The sequence below is a fragment of the Paenibacillus sp. LK1 genome, assembly GCF_002750415.1.
In the GTDB taxonomy this organism is placed as follows: domain Bacteria; phylum Bacillota; class Bacilli; order Paenibacillales; family Paenibacillaceae; genus Paenibacillus; species Paenibacillus taichungensis.
The window spans coordinates 429,421-451,965 of the sequence record NZ_PEII01000005.1; the positions used below are offsets into that span (position 1 = coordinate 429,421).

Consider the following 22,545-nt stretch of genomic DNA (forward strand, 5'->3'; position numbering starts at 1 on the left):
TCTCGATTTTCGCCAAATTTTAATCACAATCTCAATCGTACTCGTCCAATTTTCCCCTTCTTATATCTATACTTCTCAATTCATTACAATTCTGTAACCACACTATTTGAGCCATTCCACAACCTCTCATCACCTATTTTCCTATGATACGTCAACGTTTTTATGATACACACACATGATTAAACTTCTCCAACATACCCCCAATCTCACTTCCCCTTGGTACAACTGTAATTTCTACCTTACATCCTAAATTGACGATTAACATTCAATCGTAATGCTATCATTGAATACAAAAAAACCTACTGGACATTTTTTATCCGATAGGCTTAATTTGATGTTCTATACTTTTGTTTTTAGTTGAGCCAATTACATTTTAATTAAATAATCATTTCTCTCCTATTCAGTAACTTCTCTTTAGCCTCCTTTTTAATTTGAGTTAGTGTTCCGTAGGTTTGGTTTAATAGTAGTTCAATCAATTCTTCTTTTGTTAATTTCTCCAATATAGAATCATCTATCTTCTCTTCCATCCTTAAACTAATACTATTCGACAAGTCCTCGTTAATGTGTCTGTAATAAGTTTCAGTAGTTGCTATATTTGAATGATTTAAATGTTTTTTTGCTTCTTCCAGTGTTCCAAATCCAGCAGCAACATTTCGCAAACTATGAAATTTAATGTTGCGCTCTGGATCAATACTCATTTTCTCTTTTAAGCCATCTATCATTTTTTGTATGGTTTTAGTAGATAAATGAAAAATCTTATTATCTTTGTATCTTTTATAGTAATTTAACTCTTTAATAGACAATAGTTCTTCGTACAAATTTTTAGAAATTGGAACGACATGCTTCTTACCACCTTTACCTACCACATTTATATAGTAATATCCTCTATTATCATCTAACTTAATATCCGAATATTTAATTGAAAGCAATGTGCTTTTACGAAAACTTGTTGTATAGGCCAATCTTACAAACACTGCCTTCTCTAGTCCTTTAACTTTATCCAATCTAAGTATGGACACCATCTTCTCAGCTTCATCATAGTATAGAGCCCCACATCGTTCAGAGTCATCGGGAAGTACTTTTACTTTAGTAACTATTGAATTCACTTTATATTCGTTAATTTCTAAAAATTCATAGAAACTTTGAACGGCTGCTAAAATATTGTTTATCGTCGTATTGGAATATTCAACAGGGTGCTCCTTAAGATAATTTTGAAACCCGATCATATCCGCATTTCTGATTTTGAGATCATCTTTTTGAACAACCTCAATTTCCTTTCCAATAAACCACATAAAAAAATTCCTTAGTGAACGTTCATAATTTTTTTGTGTATGTATGCTATTATATTTTCTAAAAAAATTTGTCATATCATCATATACTGAACCACTGTGAAGTCTCACTACCTTTACGTTTTCCATTTGTGTATCCCTCCTGTAATTTCAGTATACACTAATTCATTTAAAGAGTAAATATATGTATTGACAAATTAAACGATAAATCTTAATATGAGTACATGGTGATGAACACCAAATATAAAACATACATAGAGGAGCAGCAATTTGAAAAACAAACACAATAAAGGAAATCACTCAACTATCACTTGGGAGGATCGATACTATGATGGATTTGAAGTAGATACATATGAAACGAAGATGGTGTCAGATTGGATGCGAGATGGAATAAATGATTGTGTTGAATACATAGATGTTTTGGATAATGAATATTTCTGGTATAAGAGTATTACAAACAAATAATACATATAGTAAAGGATGTTTGAATGGCACTGGAAAAGCAAGTATACATATATAGCGTTGATACGAGCGCCTTCTTTACATTAAAAGAAAGGTTATTGCGAAAAGAAATCAACCGAGCAAAACTGAACAACGAAAAAGACAAGGTCAAGGAGTTAGAAACTAGTTTTCGAGCAGTTATAGATTCAAACGTTAATCTAAAGCGAAACTTAAATCCAAATAGTTTGTCTATCAATAACAAAGTATCTCTTTTTGAGTCTTCACTCACTCGTACACTTGGTTTATTAGAAAATCAGACATACGAGGACGTAATTATTGTCGAAACTCATTACTACAGTGTATTTGACAGTCTAGTAGAAAATGGGTTTACTCTAAATGGTGAGGAGTATGTTCCATTTACTGCGTCTGCTGGACAAATTAGAACTAAGAAAACCGTCTTTATGAAAAAGGAAACTTGGGAAAAAGTCAAACTGACTCTAATGTGTGGTCTTACTGAAGAGCGAATCAATAATCACTTTGACACTGGTAAAAACAACAAAAGGCTATATGGTGTTAGCATTAATAAATACTTGGCCTACTTAGCATTATGTTCGAGCGCAACTGATCTATGGGGCAAATTTAATATTGATCGCTCAATCGTTGTAGAAGATTTTGAAACTTCAATCAATACTACCGTGGATTTCGTCGATGATGTCAAATATACAGTTCGTCGAAGAAAAATGGATGTGCCAATTTGCCACACAGATGGCTGCGGAATGATTTTACCCAAGAAGAGCAAGAAAGCATTTATGGTTCGTCTGCCTTGGGTTAAAGGCTTACTCGTTCCCTTCCCTTATGATAAATTTGTGGGGGAGCACAATAGAATTGTAGCTGATATATACGGTAAGAAACATGACATTATTAAAGATAAGATAGAAGTTATTTTCACTAAGTCTCAGTTTAAGATGTGGAAATACTATCAAAGTTGGGATGAGTATAAGTCACTCTACAAGAAATATAACTGTCATGCTAGTGTAACTAACACTGAAGAAGACGAATTAAGCTCTGCTCGACTTTGTTATCAAATGTTGCAAACACTAACTCTAATTTCCGAAGAAGAGTTAGACCAACTTGTGTCGGCTACTCGAAATGACATCCAAGAAACAGTAAGCAACCCTGACGAAATGCTCAATCTGTTAGGGGCAACAAAGGGGAAGTTCGAAGATAAGAACAATCTCCAGCAATCATTATATATATATCCAGAGCTCTTATTAGATCCTCACGTAAAAACTAAACTTAAGGAAGCCAAGGCTAGTTTAATGAGGAAAGTATATACAGGAAAAATCAAAGTCGATGGATGTTATACTTTCATTGCCCCCGATCTGTATGCTTTTTGTGAGTATTTGTTTAATGGGAATAAAAATCCAAGGGGATTGTTGTTAGATGGTGAAGTCTCATGTGTTTCAATACCTGACAGTGAGAGAGTCGATTGCTTGAGAAGCCCGCATCTTTATAAAGAACATGCGGTTAGATCTAATGTAGTTGATGATGTAACCCGAAAATGGTTTGTTAGTAAAAGCGTTCATACATCTATTCACGACCCTATTAGCAAAATCTTAATGTTTGATTGTGACGGGGATAAAGTGACAGTAAGTAACGATAAAACATTAGTAAAAGTGGCTGAAAGGAATATGGAGGGAATCGTACCTCTCTACTATGATATGAAGAAGGCCCCAGCAGAGAAAATCAGTAGAGATAGCATCAAGAAAAATTTAAAAAGAGCTTTCAGCGGAAATATTGGCATTATCAGTAACGACATCACTAAGTTATGGAACAGTGACTCAGTAGATGTAGATCTAGTTAAAATCAGAACTATGGAAAATAACTTTGAGATTGATGCAGCGAAAACAAATTATAAACCAGTTCGACCAAAACACATCAAGACAATGTTTAAACCATTTAATAAAATGAAGATGCCTCACTTCTTTACTTACGAAAAGTATAGACTTAAACCACAAGACAGAAAAAATAAGAAAGCAAAAAGAATTACTGAATCTTGGAGCAACACAACAACGGTTAATAGGCTGAAAAATATGTTTCCAGATGTTCGAATTAGATTTAAATCTGTCTCTGATATGTATGAGTTTGATTATAGAACCTTAATGAGCCAGAGCAGAGGTAAAGATGAGATGTATGATGCAGTGTTAAACAAGTATAGAGATTTAAATGACACTAAGTGGATGCTTTCATCGAGGCAGAAAAGTGGTGATATAAATAACACTGACCACCTCCCCGTTTATGTGTACATAAGAAATGAATTGTTACAAATACATAGCGATCCCTATTTTGTTACTGATGTTTTAATCGAGTATCTATATAATGGTTCAAACTCTGGATACAAAACAACATTATGGTCAAGTTTCGGAGATATAATTGTAGATAATCTCAAAAAAAATCTTGTCTCAAGAATCAAACTATGTGAAAGATGTAATACCGTAATTGATAATAATAGAAAGAAAAGTAACAACTCTAAGAAATATTGTGAAGCCTGTGGAAAAATCGTGGACAATGAGAAGAAAAAAGAGAGAAATTTAACTTATAGGAATAAAAATAATAAAAAGTCGGAAACGAAAATTGGCTGAAAAATGAAAACCCTTGATACATAAGGGTTTCAATAAAATTGAGTGTATTTTAGATAGGTGTTTTAGGGGAGGTATGCTAATTCACGGCTTAATGACAAGTAACAGAAGTTTTAAATGGCATACTTTCACCAAAAACAAAAAAAACAATTACAAGGGAGATTTATAAATGAATAAAACAGATTTGACTAACGTGGTAGTAGAGAAAACAGGTTTGACAAAAAAAGGCGTAGAAAAAGCAATTAATGAAACGCTTCAAACAATCACAGAAGCACTCGCTAAAGGTGAAAAAGTTCAACTTTTCGGATTTGGTAATTTTGAGGTTCGTGATCGTGCAGCGCGCAAAGGACGGAATCCGCAAACTGGAGAAGAGATGGATATTCCAGCTAGTAAAGCTCCAGCCTTCAAACCAGCTACTGCTCTGAAAAACGCTGTAAAAGAGTAATTTTATATACTTTTAACGATAAAATAATACATATAAAAATATATAGGGTAGGACGAGATATTTCCTCTGTCCTCTCCTCTTTCTATTACAATAAAATAATTTTGGGGGCAATATAATATGGCAAAGCGAAATAACTCTATTAAATTTAAAGGTTTCCTGAACACAGAAACTATGGAAATCACTGAAGAAGATAAAAATGGACTTAAAACGTATGACCTATTGAGTGAACTTAAATTCTATGATGGTAAAAATGTAACAATTTCCATCAATGAAGATCTTCCAGTTCAGCCAAAGGAGTGAATTGATGACTCCTACAACAGCAAAAAGAAGCGCAAATGAAACTATTACAGACTATCATATTCGTCTAGGCGACAATCTGGAATTGTATGAATTGACTTGGGCCCAAGCTGCCATTCTGTTAAATGAAGAATCTGAGGAAGACTATACAGAGTCTAGATGGCGCAAAAAATACAAAAGCTATTTGGAATGGAAACCTGTGATTCTTGAGAAATTTGCAAACAATGAAGTAGCTGAAGAGGTTCGAGATGCTACATTGGAGTTGAAGAAAGAAACCGTTAAACTTCGTGATCAAAAACGCGAGTATAATCAATTAATCTTTAAAGAGGCTCGTTTCGAAAACCTACAAAATATCATTAAAGAAGCTGTACTAGATTTAGAAAGATTGAAGCCACTCCTGCCTCCATCCTCCCTATCCATACAAGTAACCAATAAAAAGGGTATCTCTTTGTGGAGTGATTGGCACATTGGAAGTGAGTTTAAGAACAGTCTAAATACATACAATATCGATATTTTTAGATCGAGACTATCTACTCTCGTTGGTAAAACACTGGAATACAGTAAGAGAAACGATATTGATGAAATTATTGTTGCTAACCTCGGTGACATAATTCACGGAGCAATCCATGTGTCTGCCAGAGTCCAGTCAGGTGAAGATGTGATTAATCAGATTCAAATAGCCGCTGAAAGTGTAGCGGAAGCACTTGCGGAAATTTCCCTACATCATCGTAAAGTTAAATTCATTAACATTATCGGCAATCATAGTAGATTAATTTCAAATAAGCATGACTCAATTTTCCGAGAGAACTTAGAGTATCTAATTCCTTGGTTCTTAGAAACGCGATTGAGAGACTTCAAGAACATTGAAATTGTCAAAGATACGGATGGTATATATATTGAAGATATTGCAGGAGAAAAACACGCCTTCGTCCACGGCGATCTCGATTCGGCTTACACTTCAGCGAAAAACCTCCCTCAGCTCTTAGGATTTGTTCCTAAATACATCTACTCAGGCCATATTCATCATAACTATGAAAAAGAGTTTGGAAAAACAGAAGTAATTGTTAATGGAAGTCTTATGGGCGTTGATGATTATGCAATTTCTAAGCGTTACTATGCTACACCAATGCAAAAATACATAGTTTTAGATGGCTCAGATATTGAATGCACATACAAGATTAAACTTTAAAAGAATACATAAATCGAACACCTGATTATTCAAATAAATCGGGTTTTTTCTTATTTATTTTTACATGGGGAGATCCTGCCATAAGGTTCTTTAAACCGGACGCTCCCTCCTACCCCATGGTTTTTTATTAAGGAGCATGTTTAGGAAGGTGATTTATGGATAGTAAATCGATCAAAGAAAAAAAATATTGTAACACATGTGAACGAGATAAAAATGTAACAGACTTTTATGTTTCAGGTAGTAAGTTTGATGCGGATGGCAGATTTGGCGTTTGTAAACCATGCCTGAAAAAGAATATAGATTATTCTAACATGCAAACCGTAAAAGATGCATTGTTACAAATGAATAGACCCTTCATTGCGTCTATTTGGGAATCAGCAATCGAAGAAGCAACATTAAAAAGACAAGATACTTTTGGTTTATACATAAAAACAATTCAACTTAAGAAATTCAAGGATTTAACATGGAATGACTCAGTACTAACTGAAGATACCCAAGAACAGGGAACAAACAACCAGATAAATATTAGCAGTGAATATGATATAAGCGAACTAAAAGACAAATATGGTTATGGGTATCCAGATGATGAATACATACTATTTGAAAATAAGTACCAGCAACTAAAGTCCAGCTTTCAACTCTTGACTACTATGCATGAGGAATACTTTAGAGAATTTTGTGTAAATAAAGTCAAAGAAACACTGGCAAAATCAAGTGGAGATTTAAAGGGTGCTAAAGAATGGGCTGCAATGGTAAAAGATGTAGCAGAAGCTGGAAAACTCAAACCATCACAAATGAGCAAAGCAGACTTGTCTGGGGGTCTCGACGGGTTTGGGCAATTAGCTAGGATAGTTGAAGAAAATCACGAAATAATGGGACTGCTCCCTTCATTCATTGAGCAACCAAAAGATAAGGTAGATGTTACTTTATGGTGCTACATTAACTATGTCCGAGACATCAAGGGACTTCCTTCATGTGAGTACAAAGAGATTTATGATTTTTATGACAAGAGAAAAATGGACTATGAGAGCCAGATGAGTGATTTGAACAAGGATGAATCAGGTCATGGCTAATTACAATAATTTTCAGAGTGATAATTTCAAGCATACTAAGAAAAGCTCTAGAGTTGGAACCAACGCTGAATTTAACTCTCCTGTAAAGATCGACGACAAGAAAAGTAATTCATTTGATAAAAATCTAAGCAAATGGGTCGAGTTTGTCCAATGGAGTAAATGGTTCCCTGACTTATTTTATGACTTAATCACGCCAGAAAAAGGCGGCATGAGGCTAGATTTAGATCAGAGAGTATTTTTAAGATCTATGAGTAGATTTGTAAGTACATATGGCGTATTTCCCCGTGGTTTTGGTAAGACGATGATTGAATTGATGAGCATTTATCACACTTGCATTTTCTTCCCGGATATAACTATAGCTATGAGCGCTCAAACCAGAGAAAATGCCTCTTCTATAAGTGAAGAAAAGCACAATGAGATCATAAAATGGTTTCCTCTCATGAACAATGAAATAGTAAAATCCAGTTTTTCAAAAGATCAAGTTGAGGTCATATTCACTTCTGGAGCTATATATAGTGTTCTTGCTAATGCTCAGAACTCAAAAGGTCAACGTAGAAGAAGATTGAACGTAGAAGAATCTGCGTTGTTAAATAACACTCTCTTTAAAGATGCCTTAGAGCCCGTAGTAAACGTGCCACGTAGAACCATAGGTAAATTATCTGCAATCAATCCATATGAGTTGAACGGTATGATAAATTACCTCACTACAAGCGGATATCGAGGCAGCGATGAATTCATTCGATTAAGTAACATGATCGATGATATGGCTGATTTAAAGGGAAAAATGGTCTTAGGTGCAAGTTGGGAGCTTCCTTGTCACTATGGTCGAGGCGAAACTAGAACTCAGATACTTGCTAAGAAAGATGATCCAACTACGAGTGCCATATCATTTGCTCAGAACTATGAATCAAGATGGTGTGGTGTAAGTGATGGTGCACTAGTTAATATAAACAAATTAATGGAATTGCGAACAGTGGGCAGAGCGTCGATCACACCGAAAAAAAACAGAGAATATTTTATTGGAGCAGATATTGCGCGCTCCCAGTCAAACAACAACAATAAATCTGCTTTTGTCATTGTTGAGGTAGAAAGAAATAGTAATGGCACAATTAAGCATGTAACAGTATCAAATATATTCATTCCCCCCAACGGAACAAACTTTAACGATCAAGCCATGTTCCTTAAGAGACTTGATAAACACTATGATGGTTCCGTTACAGTTGTTGATGCTAACGGTATTGGACAGGGTGTTGTTGAGGAGTTAATGAAAGAAACATACGACCCTCTCCAGACAGATCCATTTGACAGTTGGGATACAGTTAACACCGATGAAACCCCTCAAGATGGTGTTGGATTATTGAAAGTGTTTAGCTTAAAAGCACAGGGAATACAAACAGATATTATCACAAACTTTATCGACTTTGTGGAAAGTGGGAGACTAAAACTTTTAGTTCCAGAAAAAATGCTTGATTTAAATAGCAAAACACAAAAAGGAACCAAAGAGAAGGAATCAGATATTAATCAGATTAAAGCTGCACACTTTCAAACTGACCAATTGATTGACCAAGTTGCCAATCTTAAACTGGTACAAAAACAAGGCGGTAAACTAGGTGTTGATCAAGTAGTCAAAAAGACTGAAAAGGATATATGGGCAGCTCTTGCGTATGTCCTGTATTACTTAAAAACATATGAAGACGTGAAGAAGGATGAAGTTGAATTGAACTATCTTGATTATTTCTTCACTTAAAGATGTTGTAATGGAAGTAGGTGAAAAATGAAAAGTGCTACTAAGAAACCGGATCAGCAAAAAGATACACAAGAAGAGTCGTTTGTATTCAATGAAGAATATGCAAAAAAGTTCATACAAGTTTTGTTTTCCAGTATGAACAATCCATCCATGATTAGTCCCGTTTGGCAAAACCAAATTTTAAAAGATATGAATATGTCTCCAGCAAAGTTTAATCGTGACAGTGTTAAGAAAATGCTGTCAGATCCAAAAAATCATGAACGTGAACTAAAGGATTTATCCCAGTATTTGTTTAATTTTATCATGCAGTTTAAGAAACTAGTAATCTACATGTCTGAGATACTTACATATGATCATTATTTAGAGCCAACTAATGCAGATGCTGAAGATATGAAAAGTAAGGCATTTAAAAAATCATATAATAAAGCACTCCAATGGATTGAGGATTTCGACCTTTCTTCTGAGTTACCAAAAATTGCAGAAAGTATGATTTTGGAAGATGTTAAATATTATTATATGCGTGAAAGTGAACATGGCATACGCCTACAAGAACTACCGAGTAACTATTGTAAGATTTGGTCTAGGAACGAACTAGGATATCAATTCGCTTTCAATATGACATACTTTTTGAATCCGGGTGTCAACTTAGATGATTTTCATCCCGACTTTCGAGAATACTACAGCAATTTTATTGGAGAAAAAGATTATTCAAAGAATAAGTCTGGATATTCAAATGGGCGATACAGCTATTGGCAGAAACTTGATCCTGCAAAAGCTTGGACTTTTAAATTTGATGATACCCATGCTGGTGTCTCTCCTCCATTGATGGGACTGTTCTTAGACAGTATTGAAATTGTTAACTACAAGGAATTACTAAAGACGAAAACATCATTAGATGTATGGAAGTTACTTGTAAACAAAATTCCAATGCACAAGGATGGTACAGGTAAAAGCGGAAACCAAAAAGATAATTTTGCAATCATGGCTGACACCGCTGGTCAATTCTCTGCCCTCATGCAGTCAGCAGTTCCGCAAGGCGTAAAGGTTGTAACCACTCCCTTAGAAACAGAAGCTCTAGACTTCAAGCAAGCTGACAGTAAAGACAGTATTGTAGGATTGGGTAATAGTGAATTCTGGGAGACCTCCGGTACATCCCCTGTTCTGTTCGGTGAAAAGCAATTAAACGGCTCTGGATTGGCTGCCTCTATAAAGACAGATGAAATGTTTGTATATAGAATATACAGGCAATTTGAACGATTCATTAATTTTCAACTTCGCCAAATAACAGGTAGATACAGGTTCAAGTGTCACCTTGAAGGTACTAGATTTGATCAACAAGAAAGATTTGATCGTGCCATAAAAGCCGCGCAATATGGAGCTCCTGTGACGTATGTTGCCACTTCAATGGGAAAAACTCCTCAAGAATTCTCCAATTTAATTAACCTCGAAGACTCAATTGACCTAAAAGATAGAATGCGTCCTCTCTCCTCTTCTCATGTCCAGTCGGGAAATGAAGTTGGTGCTCCGCAAAAATCTAATCTTACCGATAGCGGAGAAAAAACACGAGACAACGACTCTAACTTGGACATTTAACAATGAAGGGGGGTGATAATTAATTGCAAAATACAGTTTCAAGAAATGTGCCTATACTATTTCAATCTATAAATACATATGAGTCAGAAGAAATAGACATTAGATTTCAAAAAGTAAAAATTTGGCTTTGTCACACAGGGAAAAATCACAATGGATCATACTTCTCCAGAGAAGCCATTGAAGACGCAATTCCCTCTCTCAGTAATACTCCTGTATTAGCCTATATTGAGAATAATAGATCGACAGGAAAGAGCGACTTCTCTGATCATCGTGAAATCTTAGTACGAAAAGATGGCGAAGTTACTACAAAATACTTAGGCAAAGCAATCGGTATTATTCCCGAGTCAAACAATGCTGCTTTTGAAGACAGACTTTGTGACGATGGCGAAACTAGAACCTTCTTGACCGTCGAAGCGCTTCTATGGACTAAATTTGATGATTCTACTGATATTATGAGTAGAGATTTAATTAAAGGCCAATCAATGGAGTTATCTGAAGAGTTTGAAGGTGAATGGGGTGAGGATAACTGCTTCCACTTTACGAAATTTCAGTTCTATGGTGCTTGTGGGCTTGGTGAAAATGTTCAGCCAGCGATGCAAAATTCAACGATAGAATTACAATTCTCATCAACTGATATTTCTGAATTCACTAACGTAGTCAATACAATGATGGAGAAATTCAAAAATAGTTTTTCCATTAAAGAAGAAAATGAACAAAAAAAAAAGGAGAACGAAGAATTGAAAACAAAACAAGATATCGCTACCTCCTTCAATCTTACAGTGAGCCAGTTGAGTGACGAATTAAGCCGAAAACTTTCGGAGCTTAAATATACGACAAAAAACTGGTATGACGAAGATATTGAAGTGGCAAGATACCGTATGCGTGACTTTGATGAGCAGAATGTATATGCTGTAGACCGCATGAACAACTATCAAGACGTGCGTGTTCCATATTCAAAAAATGGAGATAATGTTTCTTTTGAATTTGAGTCTGCAACAAAGATCAAGTATGTTCCCACAGATTGGGATAACGGAGTTTCTGAAGAAGCCGAAATCAATTTTACTAATTCGATTGTAGACGAGCATAAAAATTATGCAGTTCAAATTGTTAATGAATTGAAGGAAGAAATATCTACTAAGCAAAATGATTATATTGAATTGAATGATAAATTTAGCAAGGTTCAAGAACAATTGTCTCAAAAGGAAAATGAGATTTCAGGTCTTAATGCTGCAATGGAGCAACTCAAAGAATACCAAAGAAACACTGAAGATAAAAAGAAAGCTGAGCAAATTGAAGTAATCTTCTCAAAAATCGCGCGCGCTTTCTCCAGTGAAGAGCTAAACGAGTGGCGTGAAAAATCATCTTCTTATGATTCAGTATCTGAATTTGAGCGCGATATTAAATCATTTGCATATGATCGTATTTCCGAAACCAACAAGAACGTTAAAACTGACTTCAGTCAAATGGGAACTCTTCATACTGAATCAGACGAAAAACCAGAAGAAACAAAAAATAAAGATGTTTGGTCTCGTCTTAAACAATAATTATACATATTAAAGGAGATTTATAAATGCAGATTGTTAATCTTGGTACTATGGCGGGAACTAATGTTGATGCCTACGTTAAAAATGTAAAAAATTCGGTAGATATGCCTAATGGAAGTTTTGTTGTTATTACTGGTCAAGTTGCAGGTCAACCAGATTTGTATGTTGCAGCTACACCCACGGATGTTACCAAAGAAGATGTTTTGTTGGTTCGTTCGCCGGAACTCATTGAAGTAAATGGGCTTCGTATCGACCTTACAGATGTCACTCTGTTTACTAATTCCGCCAACCGACCAGCTACCGCATTCCATTTAAAAGTTGGCGACGATTTCACCATTACTGATGACGGTATTACTGGTGTTACTGCAAAAGGTAAATATGTTGTACCAGTAAATGGAGCACTGAAACCTGCTGCCGCAGACGATCTGACAGGAAACACTCTTGTAGCCATGCAAGTTGTAGATAAAACAACTATTTCCGTCGGCAGTCGCCGTATCCCCGCTACTAAATTGCTTGTTGTGCGTTCTGTTTAATTTAACCAATATTATAATCCAAGGAGATAACAATCAATGAAACCATATTTTTCTGCAAGATATAGCAAAATGGATGAGCAACAAAAAGACATCGTACAGGCTGGTGTGGAACTTTTCCGTCATTATCGATATGAAAACTCTACAAGCGAGTCTGAAAAAAGTAAACTTCGCCAGTATGCTGGGACCCTCTCCCTTCAAGAAAAACAAGACCTGTTTTCTAAAAATCTGACTTCTACGGCTATCAAATACGCAAATCTTCCTTCTGAACATCAGTTCAATGAAACTGCTCTCCAATCTCATCCCACTGTTAAATGGACAATGTTCTCCTTGATTTCTGAGATGCTTGATATCGTAGTGCCTGAAACAGTTCTTGATAATTTTAATCAATTTGCAGATGTAAAGTCTGTTGGTTGGGGAGATAATTTGGTATTTAATGTGCCAAATAGTGATCTGTTTGTTGTATCAACGGCTTCCAATGGTAAACGAAAAGGGACACGTCAACGTTTGCTTGGTAGCGATGTAGTTCTTACTCCAGTAAACCACACTATTACAGTAGGCGAAGATTGGTATCGAATTGTTTCTGGTAAAGTAAACTGGGGCGAATTTGTTACACGAGTTGTACGTTCGGTTGAAACTCAAATTACCGTTGATGTATACAATGCAATTATTGATAGTTACCCAACTTTGGGCGCTGGATATAAAGAAACAGGAGCGTTTGCACAAGACAAATTTAACCGACTGACACAACGAGTGGTCGCAGCTAATGGTGGAGGAACTTCTACTGCATTTGGCTCCAAACTTGCACTGTCCAAAGTTGTTCCTGCTGATCAGTACTTCAAATTTGGTCTTGGTGATAAATACAATACGAATGGATACCTGACTAATTTTCAAGGAACTGATCTATTCGAACTGGAGCAACGCTTGATTCCAAACACAGACGACTTTGCAATTGATGAAGAAACACTTTTGATTCTTTCTTCTGCTGTACAAAAGATTGTTAAAATCGGCTTCGAAGGTAACACACAAATTATTGAGTCACAAGCGTCTCAAAATGCAGACTTGTCTGTGGATTATACAATCCAACAACGTTGGGATGTTAAAATTGTGACCAGTGGTCGTTATGCTATGTGGAACTCGCTGGCGTAATACTATTTAAATTAAAGGGGTGCTTATATAAAGTACCCCTATTTTATATTTACAAAGGGAGTGTTTTAATTTATGGCGGCACCGAGAAAGACAGTTAATGCTGAACCTGCAAAAGAGGTTGCAGATGAAAGTTCTTTAGAAAAAGAAAAAATGTCTACCGAGATTGAAGAGTTAAGAGCTATGGTCAAACAATTGCTTGAAGATAAAGTTACGACCCAATCAGTCCCTACAACTGTCGAAAAAGTAAAAGACGAATATTACGACATTGAAGAAGAATTGAATATCAACTCAAATCAATTAGTTAAGATTGTAAGTCTGATTGAAGGTGGGTTGAACTTAAAAGGTAACTCTCCTCAACCACTCTACCTTCCAGAGTTTGGTGCTACGCGATCCGTAACATACGAAGAACTGCGAGCTATTTACTATAATCATCCTGAGTTAACTCGTAATGGAGCATTCTTCATCTTGAATAAGAATGTCGTGAAAGCTCTCTATCTTGATTCAGATTATGAAAATATTTTAAACAGAGAGCGGCTTGATAAGTTGGTTGATTTGCCAACCGTTGAAATGATGTCTGTTTTAAAAGGTTTGACTAAGGTTCAAAAAGAGACTTTTATTCAACGATATATTCAGGGAATCAAATCTCAAGATAATCGATTTGGGGATTTCAATAAAATCAAAGCTATCGATGATTACATTGGGAATAGTTTGATTGAGCTGGCAAACCAAGAGCAAAATTAAGATGGGCGTGTTTAAATGACTCCATTTGTAAATATCTATGAACGCTTCAGCACGAAAATTCAAGATTATATGTTGGATGAATTGTTTAGAGAATCAACTGACACATATGAAGATTATATTTTCAGCTTTTTAAAATCATCTATAGCAAAATTTACTCACTGTAGAAAGAATCTACTTGATAGAGATGAAACTAACAAGTGTTTTAACATCAATCTTTCTGAATTAGAAGAAGAGATTCTTGCCGAAATGATGAAGGTAGAATGGATGGATAAGGAAGTTAATAATGTTTTAGAAATGAGATTAGCTTTAAATAACTCAGATTTCAAAAGATATGCTGAGTCAAATAACTTAAAAGCAAAAATGGACTTAAGAGATAATATCCAAGAACGTGTAAATAACCTTATTGTTCAATACTCTTACTCTTCATATGAGTGGAAGTAGGTGCAATTATTGCTTACAAAAGTTTAAATGCTCGAATTAAGAGTATCCCTTCTTCCGTCCCACAACATAAAAAGCAGCAGAATGTTAACATAATCAATAATGATTTTTTCAATTCACTCTCGTATGAAGAAATTAACCTCAATGATTCAACAGAAACTTCTCCTGTACACATAGTAACAAACGGTAAAGTCCCAACTATAAAATCTATAATCATGTATCCGGGGTTAACAATCCAAGCTGGAGATAGAATTACTCAAGGAACTGGCGATCAATGGATATGTCTCCACATTGAAGATAATTCACTCTATCAAAAAGGCAAGATTGAAAAATGTAATTTTGATCTTAAATGGATTAATCAAGATGGATTTATTCAAACCTTCCCATCTATTCTTTACTTTAACGCCCGTTCGAATTTCGGAACTGAAGAAGATAAGATAATGAATTTACCTGCGGGACGAAGACAAATTGTAGTAAGTAAAAATAATGAAACACAATTAATACAACGTGACACACGTTTCATTATTGGAAGTGAAGCATTCAAGGTGATTGATACAGATTATATGTCTGATGATGGATTGGTAAATTTGAGTCTACAGTCAGATCAAATTGATCCAGTCAAAGACAATCTTGAATTGGGTATTGCTGACTACCACAAGTTAGGTAAATATGAATTACATATCCTTAATGACAATCCACTATCACTGAGTATCAATCAATCTGCAAGAATCAATGTAAAAGTAATGAGAAGCGGATCTGAAATAGTTGACCCTCTTCTTGAATACTCAAGTTCGAATACTGATTTGGTCGGTGTTGATGAACAAGGAATTATTACTATTCATGAGTCAGGCGAAGTAACTATAACTATTTCAGCATATGGAATTGAAAAACAACTGAATATTTATGTAGCCCCCACCATCCATTATGACTATGACGCTACAATAGACGGAGCAAATGATATTTACTTTAACCGCGAGTCTACATATGTGGCTAGTTTCTTCAATAATGGATTAAAAATTTCTGATGAAAGTTCATTTTCATTAACAAATTTGGATGGGTCCCCTACTCTCCTCGCATCAATATCCTCGCAAGATCCCATAGCAAATACATGCACAGTCAAAGCAAATAGTATCCGTAAATTAGGTGCTGTTATTTTGCATGTCAAAAATGCTAATGGACTGTCTTCGGGACAGAAAGAAATAAAAATTAAATCACTAATATAAGGAGTGTGTTCATGGGTCAAAGTATTGTTCGCTTTGGTGAACTGAAACCAGAGAATTACACAGAGGGTTTGAATAACGCATGGATTACGTTCTCTGCTCTCCCCTACTCGCGTCAACATTCATCTGGTATTGACGGTGACATTGTAATCAGCGCTACACCTACTGTGGAAATCGTCGAAGTAGACTTGGATGTAGCGATCAATTCTCAATATGAATTCGCCTATTCAATTGGTACAGACAACAAGCTGAAGATGGCTTTTGATAAGACTAAGTATAGTAAAGCATCAGCAATCGAAACACTCAAATGCATCAGCATCACTTATGAACTGGGACATCTTGAAGCAAACGGTGGACTGTACGTAGCGATTGCCAGAAACAGTCTGGGGGAAGAAGTGCATCGTACTGTTCCACAGACATTAGATCAACTAAAGAACGTAATTTCGACTTTTGATGATACTCGTTCAGTTGACGTGAGTGGATTCTTGAGCTATCAAATTGTACGGGATTATCGGGTTACCTAACCTCTGAGGAGGTGTTCACGTGTCAGGATTTAAAAACCTAGCAGAAGATAAGCTCATTGTTTTAGATAAGATTTTTTCCAGTCAGGAAATACTTAAAGCTCTAACTTACAACGAAATGAACTTTCTTGATAAACCAGATGTTATTCCAGAAGATGTTTTATTCGATAGAATTTTTCCGCATAGATTTATTCCCAAAACATCTGAGAAAAAGAAAACATACATAGCTATTTCGTTTGAAAGGTATCTTCCTATCAAGAATGTTTTTAGAAGTGGTCTAATTAAATTTAATGTTTTCACGCATCAAGATTTATTTAGGACGGATTACGGATGTCTTAGAACGGATTACATAATCATGAAGTTAGATGAATTGTTTAATAATGAGCGTGGTCTTGGAATTGGCAAAGTTGAGTTTTGCGAGATGGATGCTTTAAGTGTAAATACTGACTATCATGGCTCCTATATTACTTTTAAAGTCCGTGATTTTCAGTGATGGATAAAGAATATGTGAAATTGAAGACTCTGGCGAATCAATCCATTGTGCTTGATGGCTTAACAATAAAGCCGAAGACACTTAATGAGATCATTGATCTAGGATATGACCAGTTCAATCAAAAACTGAGACTAATTTCCTTACAAAAAGAGGATATATTTGTAGATGTAGATTTTAGTGAATTTGATTATCCTCTCATCTTCTTTCTACTTCAAACAGACGGAAGTGATTTAATAGTCGAATATCTTACCTCCTTCTCATATTTCTTAGGGATAAATGTATCTTTATCCCAAGGACAAAACTCATTAATAATTGCGGATAGGAATTATGAATTCAATATTTTAGATCAAATCAGCGAGATAGTCAAAATTCAAAATTGTTATGCCTCAGAAAGTTATGACGACTTTAATCCACTTAACGATCGAGTTAGAGCACTTAGAGATAAGATATTGGCAAGAAAAAATAAATTAAAACAGTTGAAGAAAGAGCAGGATGCGGAAAATAGTTTATCACTTCAGGATCTTATTTCAATTCTATGTTCAAATGCAAATGGTATAAACATATTTAATGCATTTGATTTAAACTTTTTTCAATTCAATGACCAATTTAATCGTATGAGAATGATAGATGAATACGCAGTCAACGTCCAAGCACTTCTCCATGGAGCCGACTCAAAGAATATCAAATTAACACACTGGATTTCCGGTGTTAAATAACTAATTATAAAAACGGAGGAATTAATATATGACTCAATATGGTTCACGCGAAATTATGGACGTAGTATTGAAAGACCCATCAACAGGAGAACCAAAAGTATACCTTGAGAGTCTTACGACTTCTACGTTTGAGTTCCAAGGCTCGACAGTATATGCTCGCGGAGGCAAAGGACATCCAAAGCGTATCGGTTGGGACTCTGAGAAAGATGTAACACTTAATATGGAGGATGCATTGATCTCCAAGGAATCTCTAGGGGTGCTTACAGGTTCAGAATTCAAAAAAGGTGTTAAAGCTGTACATAAGAAAGAAGTAATTACAGTTGAAGAATTGGATACGCTAACTCTAGAGAAAGAGCCTTTGACAACTAAACCAGTGTTCTTCTATCGCACAGTAGATGGAACGTCTATGGGTGAAAAGTTGATTTCTGCAACACCTGTCACACAAGAAATTACTCTTACGGGATTGGCTGTAGGCGAGAAAGTGATTGCTGATTATTACTACAGTGCTCCTGACACTACTCAAAGCATGACCGTTGCCTCAGACGTGTTCCCCGGAACTTACCTGTTGGAAGGAACGACTATGTGGAGAAATGAAGATGGAAAAGATGTTGAAGCACTATACACTGTTCCTAAACTAAAAGTTCTGCCGGGATTCTCTATCGGTATGGCTTCTACTGGAGATCCGCAACCATTCACTTTTACATGTGAAGTTTTGAAGGATACAAAATCAACTGCAATGGTTATCATTGATTTGTTGGAAGATTAAAGTACATACGGGCTGAGTCTAATTGGCTTAGCCCTATTTTTTTCTAGGAGTAAACATGAAGACAATTACAATAGCTGCACCAGTTCGAAATAGAGAATGGATACTTCCACAGTATTTGTTGAAGATTTTTGAGATCAATTATCCCAAATCTTTAATCGATCTACATTTCGTTGTTAATGATAGTTTAGACAGAACATTTGAATTACTGACAGAATTTAAAAAAGACAATAAGGGTCTATACAATAACATTAGAATTGATGTAATCAACACCAATTCACCCCAAGATGAACGTGAATTCAATGTAAGAAATAAATACATATATAAGAGTTTGAGCAACTTAAAGAATTACATTATGAGCAAAGTTCGAACCGATAAATTGATGTTTATCGATACAGATATCCTTGTAAAACCTGATGTTATTACTAAGTTACTCAAGCATGGAAAAAAGATTATATCAGGATTGATTTATAATGGATATTTGACCAATAAAGATAAACCATACTTATATCCAAACATTATGAAGTTGGATGATAAAGGGCAATATCGACATATAACTAACTATTATGTAAAGACTGCCCCCACCCTACTCTGCTCTAAATTGCAACGAGTGGATTTAACTGGAGCAGTCATTTTATTGGATAAATCAGTCTATAAGTCTATAAAATACGGATTTCATCCACAAGGCGAAGACGCATATTTCTGTAAGATGGCTCAAGAGCATGGCTTTGAGCTTTTTTGTGATTTGTTTGCCTACAGTCAACATATTATGTCTGAACAACAATTAAGGGAGTTTATGAATGAAACAAAAAACAATACTATACTTTCCGGTTCTTGATTTTTCGTTCCTCCGTCAACGACCACAACAAATCTTATCTCAGTTCGCTCGTAACGGTTGGACAGTTTACTTTTGCAACAACACTCAAACAGACAGACCAATTGAAGAAGTCGAAACTAATATTTTCGTAATTCATAACTTTGAATCCTTCATGAAAGATGTGAAGCATGGTAAGTACAAGATCGATGTGGCTTATGCTACGTGGGCTAAGTCAGCAGAACACTTCGACAGGGTAAATGCGAAGATTAAAATTTACGACAGTATTGATGAGTTTCCAGATTGGGAGCAATATGAGAAGTTTGCCGTAGACAGTGCGGATATAATGCTTACATCAAGTCAGCGGTTATATGATATTCGAAGTAAAATGCATGACAATGTACACCTAGTACGTAACGCTGCACCATCTGAATACATCAATAAACCTTCCATGAAACCTAAGGAGTATGAAGATATTGATGGCCCTATTGTTGCCTTTGTTGGAGCTCTTGGTTCATGGACAAGCACATATTTGATCAAGAAGGTAGCAGAAAAATATCCTACTGTATTTGTTGGACTGGAGTTTGGTAAACAGTGCCCATCAAATGTAATTAATTTAGGGTGTAAGAAACATGATGAGTTATACAATTATTACGCTCATGCAGATGTATGTCTTATCCCCTTTAATACAAAAACGAATATTACTCAATCGGCCTCTCCAGTTAAGATGTATGAACACTTGGCTGCTGGAGCAATTACTGTAGCAACAAAATGGCATGAGACAGACCTTTATCCATCAGCAGTACTTACTGCAAAAAGTGATGAAGAGTTTCTGGCTAGAGTTGATGAAGCAATTGCTAAATCTAAAGAAAAAGGATTTAAGGAAGAAGCTAAACGAGTTGCTTCCGAAAACACTTGGGAAGTACGGTTCAAGCAAATTGAGAAAGCAATTGAGGAATATACACTGAAAAGTGGTGTTGTGATTGGGTCTTAAGGTTTTATTCACAAATAACAGTTCCCTCATCAAATACGGGATTTCTTCAGGATTTAAAAATCTTGGACACGAAGTACAGATTATGGATGGCAAGTATCAGTTGTGGGACAAAGATAAAGAAACTCAAGTTGAATTATTCAAAGATTACATAGAAAACAATCATGTAGACATTGTGTTTTCTGAATGTTTTGCAAACTTTGCTGAAGGTATATTTGAGCACACAAAAGAAAAAGGAATATTTCATGTGTTTTATTCTATTGAGGATACTCCTTTTGACCATTGGATAGGCGATTACTGGTCTGATTATGCTGACTATATTTTCACAACAACCGCTGAGTGTCTCCCCAATTACTGGAACAAAGGCAAGCAAGCTGAGTTAATGTTGTTTGGATGTAATCCTGATTTTCACAAACGAGTCGATTCAGGTATACAAAGAGATATTGTGCTTATTGCTAATAACTATGAACGTAGATTTGAGCAAACTCGCAACTTTATTATGCCAGTTGTAGAACGTGGCTACGATGTGAGTATCTTTGGCAATGAGTGGTGGATGGATTCGAACCGTGAAGTAAATTTGCTGAACCATCCTTCAGCCTATAAGGGGTATGGTGCATACGAAGATCTTCCTTACTTATATTCCTCTAGCAAGATAATTCTGGGACAAAATTTAGATGATAAGTCAATTACACAAACATCAATGAGACCTGCGGAAAGTTTAGGAATTGGTGGAGGTATTCTAGTTTCCCCTTTCACCCCTGCTCAGCAATATCTATTCCATGATCATGTTTATCTACCCAAGAATACTGATGAGATGATATTGATGGTTGATGAAGTATTGAGTATGACTGACAGACAAAGGAGTCAGAAAGCCAAAAAAGCTCAACAGTATGTATACAAATATCACAACTATGATCTGAGAGCGGAACAAGTAATTAAAGCTTATCATGGTCATAAACCATAGGGAGATGAAAAAATGGCAAAATCAAATAAATTAACTCTAGCCAAACTTAATGCTATTGACAGTAAAAATAACCAGCGAAAAACAATCTATGTAACTCCCGATAATCACGAAGTAAATGTACATACATATTTTCGTGAATCACTAATGGAGGATGTGGTAACAGAATATATTGCCATTGTAGATGAGTTGAGATCTCGCACTGAGATTGATGATAACCTGATCAGAGATACTTTGAGTCTATTTAACATTTTGGTGATGAAGACATTCTCTGATTTACCATTCCCTAAGAAGATGAACATTGACAGCCTAACCGCCATTTCAAGAAAGTTTCTAGACAATGGCATCACTATGGAAGTTATTAACTCTTTCCCAAAAGAAGAATTGAAGAAACTTGAAGATAGATTTAAAGTAGCTCAACAACAAGCAGCTAAAGTAATTGCTGAAATGGCTGTTGCTTCAGTTGCACAAGCTAAGGAATTAACTGATGCAAGTTAAGACTCAACAGGATTTAGTTAAGTTTCTACAAAAGCTAAATCAGCCTATTGGACAAGCATTGAGTAATGATGTTGCTAAGACAGTTAAACAAGTTCAGAAAGAAAAAGTAAAAGAAGAAGTCTATGACGTGTATGAGCCTACCATGTATTCTCGTACAGGATTATTGGGTAGTGAGGAAAGTATGAAATCTGAATTGATCAATGAAACAACTTTAGTAGTTGAGAATATTCGTTCAGATGGAGATAGGAATGTTGCTGAAATCGTGGAGTCAGGTCAAAATTACCTATACGGATTTGAGTATGCAGGTGTTCCGCGTCCATTTACTGAGGCAACACGAGAAGAGTTGAGGAATACTGGTGCTCACAAAGCGGCTATGTATAGAGGCTTAAAACGCCAAGGAATTAATTTGAAATAATAAAACACAGGGAGCGTGTTGATTATGGCATTGGAAAG

General features: G+C 35.6%; 23 protein-coding genes. 22 read left to right on the top strand and 1 reads right to left on the bottom strand.

Annotated features, from left to right (window positions below):
• Positions 1-377: 377 nt before the first annotated feature.
• Positions 378-1,418, bottom strand: coding sequence for a tyrosine-type recombinase/integrase (locus tag CS562_RS14530; protein WP_099856664.1), 1,041 nt, complete (start codon positions 1,416-1,418; stop codon positions 378-380).
• A 359-nt stretch (positions 1,419-1,777) separates the two neighbouring features.
• Here CS562_RS14530 and CS562_RS14540 point away from each other — a divergent pair, with 359 nt between their 5' ends.
• From CS562_RS14540 to CS562_RS33445, 22 genes are all read left to right on the top strand, one after another.
• Positions 1,778-4,372, top strand: a complete 2,595-nt coding sequence (locus tag CS562_RS14540; RefSeq protein WP_218966737.1) for an RNA dependent RNA polymerase — start codon at positions 1,778-1,780, stop codon at positions 4,370-4,372.
• A 166-nt stretch (positions 4,373-4,538) separates the two neighbouring features.
• Positions 4,539-4,814, top strand: coding sequence for an HU family DNA-binding protein (locus CS562_RS14545; RefSeq protein WP_099856669.1), 276 nt, complete (start codon positions 4,539-4,541; stop codon positions 4,812-4,814).
• Between the two features lie 117 nt (positions 4,815-4,931).
• Entirely contained in the window at positions 4,932-5,114 is a 183-nt protein-coding gene (locus CS562_RS14550; protein ID WP_099856672.1) for a YonK family protein, read from the top strand.
• 4 nt (positions 5,115-5,118) lie between these two features.
• On the top strand, positions 5,119-6,300 hold the full coding sequence (locus tag CS562_RS14555) for a metallophosphoesterase family protein (protein ID WP_099856674.1): 1,182 nt from the start codon (positions 5,119-5,121) through the stop codon (positions 6,298-6,300).
• Positions 6,301-6,455: 155 nt separating this feature from the next.
• The gene (locus CS562_RS14560; RefSeq protein WP_218966738.1) at positions 6,456-7,373 is read left to right on the top strand and encodes a hypothetical protein; all 918 of its coding nucleotides are present in this window, start codon (positions 6,456-6,458) and stop codon (positions 7,371-7,373) included.
• Positions 7,366-9,120 (top strand): hypothetical protein, encoded by a 1,755-nt coding sequence (locus CS562_RS33195; RefSeq protein ID WP_218966739.1) that lies wholly within the window; start codon positions 7,366-7,368, stop codon positions 9,118-9,120. Before CS562_RS14560 ends, CS562_RS33195 begins: the two co-directional genes overlap by 8 nt.
• Before the next feature lie 27 nt (positions 9,121-9,147).
• Complete coding sequence (locus tag CS562_RS14570) at positions 9,148-10,713, top strand: hypothetical protein (RefSeq protein WP_099856677.1); 1,566 nt, start codon at positions 9,148-9,150, stop codon at positions 10,711-10,713.
• A 23-nt stretch (positions 10,714-10,736) separates the two neighbouring features.
• Positions 10,737-12,257 (top strand): hypothetical protein, encoded by a 1,521-nt coding sequence (locus tag CS562_RS14575; RefSeq protein ID WP_099856680.1) that lies wholly within the window; start codon positions 10,737-10,739, stop codon positions 12,255-12,257.
• A gap of 26 nt (positions 12,258-12,283) precedes the next feature.
• Positions 12,284-12,790 carry a hypothetical protein gene (locus CS562_RS14580; protein ID WP_099856682.1) on the top strand — a complete coding sequence of 169 codons (507 nt, stop codon included), beginning with the start codon at positions 12,284-12,286 and terminating at the stop codon, positions 12,788-12,790.
• Positions 12,791-12,826: 36 nt separating this feature from the next.
• On the top strand, positions 12,827-13,936 hold the full coding sequence (locus tag CS562_RS14585) for a hypothetical protein (RefSeq protein ID WP_099856685.1): 1,110 nt from the start codon (positions 12,827-12,829) through the stop codon (positions 13,934-13,936).
• A gap of 72 nt (positions 13,937-14,008) precedes the next feature.
• Complete coding sequence (locus CS562_RS14590; protein ID WP_099856688.1) at positions 14,009-14,677, top strand: hypothetical protein; 669 nt, start codon at positions 14,009-14,011, stop codon at positions 14,675-14,677.
• Positions 14,678-14,692: 15 nt separating this feature from the next.
• The gene (locus tag CS562_RS14595) at positions 14,693-15,118 is read left to right on the top strand and encodes a hypothetical protein (RefSeq protein WP_099856690.1); all 426 of its coding nucleotides are present in this window, start codon (positions 14,693-14,695) and stop codon (positions 15,116-15,118) included.
• Positions 15,109-16,338, top strand: coding sequence for an Ig-like domain-containing protein (locus CS562_RS14600; RefSeq protein ID WP_099856692.1), 1,230 nt, complete (start codon positions 15,109-15,111; stop codon positions 16,336-16,338). Before CS562_RS14595 ends, CS562_RS14600 begins: the two co-directional genes overlap by 10 nt.
• Before the next feature lie 11 nt (positions 16,339-16,349).
• Entirely contained in the window at positions 16,350-16,859 is a 510-nt protein-coding gene (locus CS562_RS14605) for a hypothetical protein (RefSeq protein WP_063563043.1), read from the top strand.
• 19 nt (positions 16,860-16,878) lie between these two features.
• Positions 16,879-17,349: a hypothetical protein gene (locus CS562_RS14610; RefSeq protein ID WP_099856694.1), complete on the top strand. Its 471-nt coding sequence runs from the start codon at positions 16,879-16,881 to the stop codon at positions 17,347-17,349.
• Positions 17,349-18,065, top strand: coding sequence for a hypothetical protein (locus CS562_RS14615; RefSeq protein WP_099856696.1), 717 nt, complete (start codon positions 17,349-17,351; stop codon positions 18,063-18,065). Before CS562_RS14610 ends, CS562_RS14615 begins: the two co-directional genes overlap by 1 nt.
• Before the next feature lie 28 nt (positions 18,066-18,093).
• Positions 18,094-18,831: a hypothetical protein gene (locus CS562_RS14620; protein WP_099856698.1), complete on the top strand. Its 738-nt coding sequence runs from the start codon at positions 18,094-18,096 to the stop codon at positions 18,829-18,831.
• Between the two features lie 55 nt (positions 18,832-18,886).
• Positions 18,887-19,666 (top strand): glycosyltransferase family 2 protein, encoded by a 780-nt coding sequence (locus tag CS562_RS14625; RefSeq protein WP_099856700.1) that lies wholly within the window; start codon positions 18,887-18,889, stop codon positions 19,664-19,666.
• Complete coding sequence (locus CS562_RS14630; RefSeq protein WP_099856702.1) at positions 19,629-20,636, top strand: glycosyltransferase family protein; 1,008 nt, start codon at positions 19,629-19,631, stop codon at positions 20,634-20,636. The genes CS562_RS14625 and CS562_RS14630 overlap by 38 nt, the downstream gene beginning before the upstream one ends.
• A complete protein-coding gene (locus CS562_RS14635) occupies positions 20,626-21,597 on the top strand; it encodes a glycosyltransferase family protein (RefSeq protein ID WP_099856704.1) in 972 nt (323 codons plus the stop codon). The genes CS562_RS14630 and CS562_RS14635 overlap by 11 nt, the downstream gene beginning before the upstream one ends.
• A 12-nt stretch (positions 21,598-21,609) precedes the next feature.
• Positions 21,610-22,092 (top strand): hypothetical protein, encoded by a 483-nt coding sequence (locus CS562_RS14640; protein ID WP_099856706.1) that lies wholly within the window; start codon positions 21,610-21,612, stop codon positions 22,090-22,092.
• Positions 22,082-22,507: a hypothetical protein gene (locus CS562_RS33445; protein WP_257219489.1), complete on the top strand. Its 426-nt coding sequence runs from the start codon at positions 22,082-22,084 to the stop codon at positions 22,505-22,507. The genes CS562_RS14640 and CS562_RS33445 overlap by 11 nt, the downstream gene beginning before the upstream one ends.
• Positions 22,508-22,545: the final 38 nt, after the last annotated feature.

What these genes read in the sequence shown, in the direction of transcription:
- CS562_RS14530 (WP_099856664.1), bottom strand. Translation starts at nt 1,418, where the DNA reads ATGGAAAACGTAAAGGTAGTGAGACTTCACAGTGGTTCAGTATATGAT.
- CS562_RS14540 (WP_218966737.1), top strand. Translation starts at nt 1,778, where the DNA reads ATGGCACTGGAAAAGCAAGTATACATATATAGCGTTGATACGAGCGCC.
- CS562_RS14545 (WP_099856669.1), top strand. Translation starts at nt 4,539, where the DNA reads ATGAATAAAACAGATTTGACTAACGTGGTAGTAGAGAAAACAGGTTTG.
- CS562_RS14550 (WP_099856672.1), top strand. Translation starts at nt 4,932, where the DNA reads ATGGCAAAGCGAAATAACTCTATTAAATTTAAAGGTTTCCTGAACACA.
- CS562_RS14555 (WP_099856674.1), top strand. Translation starts at nt 5,119, where the DNA reads ATGACTCCTACAACAGCAAAAAGAAGCGCAAATGAAACTATTACAGAC.
- CS562_RS14560 (WP_218966738.1), top strand. Translation starts at nt 6,456, where the DNA reads ATGGATAGTAAATCGATCAAAGAAAAAAAATATTGTAACACATGTGAA.
- CS562_RS33195 (WP_218966739.1), top strand. Translation starts at nt 7,366, where the DNA reads ATGGCTAATTACAATAATTTTCAGAGTGATAATTTCAAGCATACTAAG.
- CS562_RS14570 (WP_099856677.1), top strand. Translation starts at nt 9,148, where the DNA reads ATGAAAAGTGCTACTAAGAAACCGGATCAGCAAAAAGATACACAAGAA.
- CS562_RS14580 (WP_099856682.1), top strand. Translation starts at nt 12,284, where the DNA reads ATGCAGATTGTTAATCTTGGTACTATGGCGGGAACTAATGTTGATGCC.
- CS562_RS14585 (WP_099856685.1), top strand. Translation starts at nt 12,827, where the DNA reads ATGAAACCATATTTTTCTGCAAGATATAGCAAAATGGATGAGCAACAA.
- CS562_RS14590 (WP_099856688.1), top strand. Translation starts at nt 14,009, where the DNA reads ATGGCGGCACCGAGAAAGACAGTTAATGCTGAACCTGCAAAAGAGGTT.
- CS562_RS14595 (WP_099856690.1), top strand. Translation starts at nt 14,693, where the DNA reads ATGACTCCATTTGTAAATATCTATGAACGCTTCAGCACGAAAATTCAA.
- CS562_RS14605 (WP_063563043.1), top strand. Translation starts at nt 16,350, where the DNA reads ATGGGTCAAAGTATTGTTCGCTTTGGTGAACTGAAACCAGAGAATTAC.
- CS562_RS14615 (WP_099856696.1), top strand. Translation starts at nt 17,349, where the DNA reads ATGGATAAAGAATATGTGAAATTGAAGACTCTGGCGAATCAATCCATT.
- CS562_RS14620 (WP_099856698.1), top strand. Translation starts at nt 18,094, where the DNA reads ATGACTCAATATGGTTCACGCGAAATTATGGACGTAGTATTGAAAGAC.
- CS562_RS14625 (WP_099856700.1), top strand. Translation starts at nt 18,887, where the DNA reads ATGAAGACAATTACAATAGCTGCACCAGTTCGAAATAGAGAATGGATA.
- CS562_RS14630 (WP_099856702.1), top strand. Translation starts at nt 19,629, where the DNA reads ATGAAACAAAAAACAATACTATACTTTCCGGTTCTTGATTTTTCGTTC.
- CS562_RS14640 (WP_099856706.1), top strand. Translation starts at nt 21,610, where the DNA reads ATGGCAAAATCAAATAAATTAACTCTAGCCAAACTTAATGCTATTGAC.
- CS562_RS33445 (WP_257219489.1), top strand. Translation starts at nt 22,082, where the DNA reads ATGCAAGTTAAGACTCAACAGGATTTAGTTAAGTTTCTACAAAAGCTA.